Below are 5774 nucleotides of genomic sequence, written 5' to 3'. Positions count from 1 at the left end.
AAGGTAACTCCATTTATTGGAAAGAGGACAGCGCTAATGATATGTTATTCATACGGTCTTTTTACAAGGCTGGGCGATGGGAAGATATTGAAAGAATGGCTTATGCAGGCGGGTTAGCAATGGCTTCCTAAAATACCCACAAATTGCGAATGCGCCCTAGTATTTCGATTTTCATCTCTGAAAAGTTTGCTCTTAATTCTACGAACTCAATACCTGGACATTATAGTGATGCACGCCCCGATCATTACAATGAAAGTGAAATTCAAAACTGTATTGCCACCTTAGATCAAGAGCGTCCAATAAATGTTGTTTTAGACAACTCACAACAAAGCGCCTATAACAGCGGTACTAATGCAACGCCTTTTTATGTGCAACTCTTTCTTAAAGATGGTTCTGTCTTGAATCCAGATGACTCTAAATGTGGCTTTTTATATCAATCCATTAGCTTTAGCGATAATCAAACTCAAATCTCAGGCACGATGAATGTTAATGATCCATATGCTATCGTATCTGAAACTGATATCCAAAATAACTACACACCAACTTTTGGTACTAAGCTTAGTCATCAAAAAAAAGGTCAAGGTTATTACCTTTTTACCCAAATTGCAGATGGTCGCAACATTACTTTAACCGCAAATCTTCCTACAGGACAAAACGCTGCTGCAGAAAATTTAAACGTCCAAACACATAATGTTGATCTGAGCAGCTATTTTGGGACTGGAAATGATTATAACTATATTGCAGACAAATATGGCGATACCAGTGGCTCTTATGGACAGCGTTATATTGTTTTAAAAGATGGTGAAAACACTTATAAACCCTTTACACTAAAAAATGCTGAGGGGGGAATATTAGCGCCAACACTTATCAACACGGACAACCCAGATTTATCAGGCGAATATTTTACACAGCCTTATGAGCTTGACTTGTTTGCTTGCGATGCTAACGACCTTATTTATAGCAATAAAAAAGTAATTGGATGTAAAGTAAATCATATTGGTTACTTCTCACAGGCGACAGGAGCTTATCAATCAACAACAGCTATTTTGCTAAGAGACAGTGCTAGCATTCAAGACAGAGTCGATAATGGTGAGCCAAATACCGTTTTGCCTTACTATGGTATTGCATTTGATGGGAATGGCTTTTATGGTAATTTTAATGCATCACAAGATGATGCAAGCTTAAAGCGATTTTCTATTGATCATACCAATTATGCAATTAATCGAGTATACGAGTTAAGTAATTATAATGATGATCAATTAACTTTTAATGGTTTAGATTACTATTTAGATAAAAAAGCACTCAGTACATCAGGTGCTATAGCCATGGATTTTAATACCAGTGACTCGATGCCAAAAGACTTTACTAATAACGGGTTTGTAAGTAATTTTTATATTCAAGGTCCTGCTACTACGGTTGCACCAATCAGCGTCCGTGTACCAGTTTCATTTTTAGACAATAATCGCGCGGGGATTCTTGCTTACATCCCTTCTGTTAAATACACCTCAGACACCTATGGCGCTGGGACTTTCTACTTTAGCTACACAATGCCTAATGGAATAATGAATATGCATGACAAAATACCTGTATTAAGTGCATATGGAAAAGATGGCGGAAGTAATCTTATGGCTTTTCTTAACCCTGAGATGCTTAACAAGGTAGATATGTGCGGTGACACAAATCATGTAACGTCCTCTTTACCAATACCTGAAAAAGCGGGAATAAATGATCTGATATATGTTGCAGAAACTGGCTTGGCGCTACAGGTATCGATGTTTAGAAATGCATTCCCTGGCTACAATTTCAACTATAGATCATATGATCAGGCAAAAGGCAGTGGCTTAATGCTCTCGCGTGGCGGCACTGGTGGCATATTAACACCAGATGTAATTTCGCTTTAAGTATTCATTTAAAAGAAATAGGTAAATGTTATGAAAACAGTACAAAAAATAATATTGTCAACGTTAATCTCGATTGCGGCGCTAAGCGTTATAAACAACGCGCAAGCCTCTGGCGATAGTGCAAACTATGGATGTCAAATTAGTAGTGATTTAATGACGGCCAACTACCCTATGGTGAATTATGTTAACCCATTAAGCATTCCTTTAGCATACTGGGTACATAAGGCAATTGGCACGGATAAATGGGCTGATGTAAGAATGTATACAGGGACTACTGATACCCGCTTTGCATCTATTCACTTCACCGATGTCTTGATTAACTTGCCACCAAAAGCAACCGGCTATGTTTTGCAAGATACTGAGGGCAATGATGATAACTATTTTACATTATCTGCGTTAAATGTTAGCCCCTCTGAATCAGCTTACGGTCAAAGCTATGTTCAAATTGACTATAAGTCAGGTACAGGCGGGACAAGTTGGATGCAAAAATATGATAGAAATGATGGCTCTAATAATGGATGGTATAATTTTGGTATTGCATCTTTTTCTATTGGCAGTGATTCATCATGGAGTAATTGGTCTCAGGCATGGGGAAATAAGATGGCGATTGCGCGCGCTACAGGTGCTTATCAGCGCAATAATTCATACTATATTATGTGGCCAGGTTATGTCAGTAGTGATGCACCTGATGGTTATACATATAACACGATTGACACATTACTTCAAAAAGGTGGCTACTATACAGGCAGTGGCTCCAATATTACGTATCAGTGCACCCCACCTCTTGAAACTGTATCCAACTATGACACTGATAACGCTATGGATAAAAATGTCAACCCACTAGTGCGCATTATGAGTGTTAATAATGCCGGTATTGCAATTAATATGGCTCAAGGGCAGCCACTTTTACTAATGTAAAATAAATGTAAAACATAATTTATTGGTTTATTTATGTGCTATATTTCGTTCGTTTTTAAATCTCTCATAAAAGGTGAACTACGCAAATGACTAAGTTAAAGCTATCATTACTCACTACACTATTATTGACAAGCTACGGCATGTCCTCACCAGTTTTTACAGCGACCAGTCCCAGTGGCATTACGAATTCTCAATCCGATAATAACGCCAGTGCTCTGGGTATTAATGTGAATCCTGAAACAGGTCAGCTAAGTGCGATGATTGATTTTTCACAATCCGCTATGCTGTCATTAAACTATCAAGGTCTAAGTGCCGGATTTGCGAGTTACCACCTGCCTAAAGGCTGGCGCTTTAGCACAATGAGCTCAATTGAAATAAGCAATGATCAAAATCCAGTTAAAACGCTTTATCTACCAGATGGTACACACTACATCATTGATGACACTTATAGTAGTGGCTTACGCTATTACACAGCCAAAGACAAATCCTATCAGCACTTTTCTACAGGTATTGCGCTAAAGAGTGATCCTCTGTCTAGAAAGTATTTTTCTGAGCTGGTTACAGGGATTAGCCTAACAACACCTAGTGGAACACAACACTACTTTTACGATGGTAATGGTCAATTAATTGGTGTATCAGATAACAACAATCAAATGAGTTACTATAGTTTTGGAAAAGCACTTATTGATGGCACAAGCAATGCGAATGAGTCAGTGGTGTTAGATGTGATCGATGCCCAAGTTGGTAAGCAGACTTATCAAAAAGCCATTTAATATAAGGTTTTGAAAGGTTGAAAAAATTGAGTTAGGGCACTACATATTTTTGATGCACAATGTTTAGAGCTGATATTGTGCTATATTAATCCTTTTAAAGTAAGGGGTTATCAAGCAAAAAGTATCAAATATACTTATACCTTTATATTGCTCGCATGGTTATAATACGAGGCAAGAAAATTTGATATTTTTTAAGTATACCTGTTACATCCAACTTTATATGGCTCTTAACTGCTATTTTTGTCTCGCATTAGCTGCGTAGTTTCAGCGCTCCTTATACGCACAAAGCGTGGGATAACCAACACTGTGTATGATCTCATCACTGTTTACCGGAATGCCTAAGGATATTCGCAAGATTTTCAAAGAAGGTTGTTTTTAGAGCAAGATGAGTAGCTTTGCTTGATTAGATTGATTAAAATGCATTCATATTTAATCAACGAGCTCACTGACAATGACTCAAATCATCAAAGACTACTCATCCCTTGAAGATTATACTTACCATGTTCGATACAATCCAGAACTTTTAAAGCCACAAGCTTGCCAAAATTGTGGTTGTCATCATTTTTGGCAAAATGGTTATTATCAACGCAAGATTTCAGGGCGCGATCAACATAAGAGTAACCGTGATCCGATAGATATCATTCGCTTTAAGTGCAGTCGCTGCAAGCAAACCTATTCGATTATGCCATCTCCTATTGCCTTATACCGCTGGTATTTGTGGTGTTTACAATTACAAGTGCTTTTATTGCTATTACAAGGGATCAGTGTCAATGCCGTTGCCAAACAATACGCCATATCAAGAGACACCGCATCACGTTGGTATCTGTGGCTGTTACATTCATTTGAAGTATTTCACATGAGCCTGTGTGCTGATCATCCATACTATGCCAGATTCACCAATAATGAGATGATTTTATTTTATCAAAAGCTACTGAAGTGGCGCGATTTATCACAACTGGCATTGTTCTGGCATGCACGTGATTTACTCGTCCCATATCAATGGCGGCACGCCAATGAGTAAGACAAGCTAAAATCATTCAATGGTCGATTCCCACACTATCGTCATCCCTGTTGTTGCGGTGAATATGTTGTAATCGAAATAGTTGATCCAATGCGATCAAACTTTCAGATAAAACAACGTAAAAAGCAACAAAGAACAAACAGGAGCTCATATTATGGCAAGTGACATCGCACTCTTTCGACTGTCGGTATTAGGAACGTTAACATCGCGTGTTTCATTAGCACGTGGTGAAATCAAAGCATTGATTAATGCACAATCACAATTGCATTTTAATGTACCAAATAGTCGCAAAACACAGATATCGCCACGAACAATTGAACGTTGGTATCATCATTGGCGTCGATCAGGGATTGAGGGGTTAGAACCAAAACCACGTTCAGATAAGCAAAAGAGTAAGTTAACCGAAGAAATCAAGCGGTTATTGATTCACTTCAAAAAAGAAGACATGCGTCGTTCAGTCAATACATTGTTAGTGTTAATGGCGAACAATGGCTTTAAAGCATTACCTAAATCGACCGTACACCGCTTCCTACGTAATGAGCACTTGTCTGCACGTGTGATATCAGATGCCCCTGCCATTGAACGCAGACAGTTTAGCGCACAACGCGCCAATGATATCTGGTATGGTGATGTCATGCATGCCGGTAAGATTCACACCGCCAAAGGACTGCGAAAGGTCTATTTAATTAGTTTAATGGATGATGCCTCGCGCCTGATTACGCATAGTGGATTGTATTTTAATGAACAGGCAAGTTCAGTGGAATGTGTATTGAAAGAAGCCGTCCTTCGGCGTGGTTTGCCTAAGCGCTTGATTGTCGATAATGGCTCAGCTTATCGCAGTGATTCACTACAGCAAATCTGTGCACGTTTAGATATTCGCCTGATTTATTGTCGTCCGTATGAACCTGAAGGCAAGGGCAAACTTGAACGTTGGCATAACCCAACTTGGTAAGCAAAATTTCTGAAACGTAGACAGCATAGGGCATTGAGCCATACACAAAGTTGAGTTAAGGCACTACAGATTTTTTGTGTTTTTTTTTGATTTTTTGATTTTTTGTGAAGACGTGATCGATGCGCTATAGCGTTGTAATGATCTGCTTTAGTGGAATAGCTGGCGCATTACAGGCTTTATAAATCTTAGACTGCTCATGATTGGGCTTA

Annotated in this window: 5 protein-coding genes; all 5 read left to right on the top strand. The window is 38.7% G+C overall.

Annotated features, from left to right (window positions below; genetic code table 11):
- The first annotated feature begins 149 nt into the window (after positions 1–149).
- The 5 genes from DNJ75_RS14100 (at position 150) to DNJ75_RS14080 (ending at position 5565) form a co-directional block, all read left to right on the top strand.
- Complete coding sequence (locus DNJ75_RS14100) at positions 150–1901, top strand: hypothetical protein (RefSeq protein WP_117004081.1); 1752 nt, start codon at positions 150–152, stop codon at positions 1899–1901.
- A 30-nt stretch (positions 1902–1931) separates the two neighbouring features.
- A complete protein-coding gene (locus DNJ75_RS14095) occupies positions 1932–2819 on the top strand; it encodes a hypothetical protein (RefSeq protein WP_117004080.1) in 888 nt (295 codons plus the stop codon).
- Positions 2820–2905: 86 nt separating this feature from the next.
- Positions 2906–3592 carry a hypothetical protein gene (locus DNJ75_RS14090; protein ID WP_117004079.1) on the top strand — a complete coding sequence of 229 codons (687 nt, stop codon included), beginning with the start codon at positions 2906–2908 and terminating at the stop codon, positions 3590–3592.
- Between the two features lie 451 nt (positions 3593–4043).
- Complete coding sequence (locus tag DNJ75_RS14085) at positions 4044–4613, top strand: helix-turn-helix domain-containing protein (RefSeq protein ID WP_117004078.1); 570 nt, start codon at positions 4044–4046, stop codon at positions 4611–4613.
- A 154-nt stretch (positions 4614–4767) separates the two neighbouring features.
- A complete protein-coding gene (locus tag DNJ75_RS14080; RefSeq protein ID WP_117004077.1) occupies positions 4768–5565 on the top strand; it encodes a DDE-type integrase/transposase/recombinase in 798 nt (265 codons plus the stop codon).
- Positions 5566–5774: the final 209 nt, after the last annotated feature.

The sequence above is a fragment of the Cysteiniphilum litorale genome (assembly GCF_003428165.1).
In the GTDB taxonomy this organism is placed as follows: domain Bacteria; phylum Pseudomonadota; class Gammaproteobacteria; order Francisellales; family Francisellaceae; genus Caedibacter; species Caedibacter litoralis.
The sequence above is the reverse complement of the archived record's forward strand: the minus strand, read 5'-3'. Positions and strand labels throughout refer to the sequence as shown.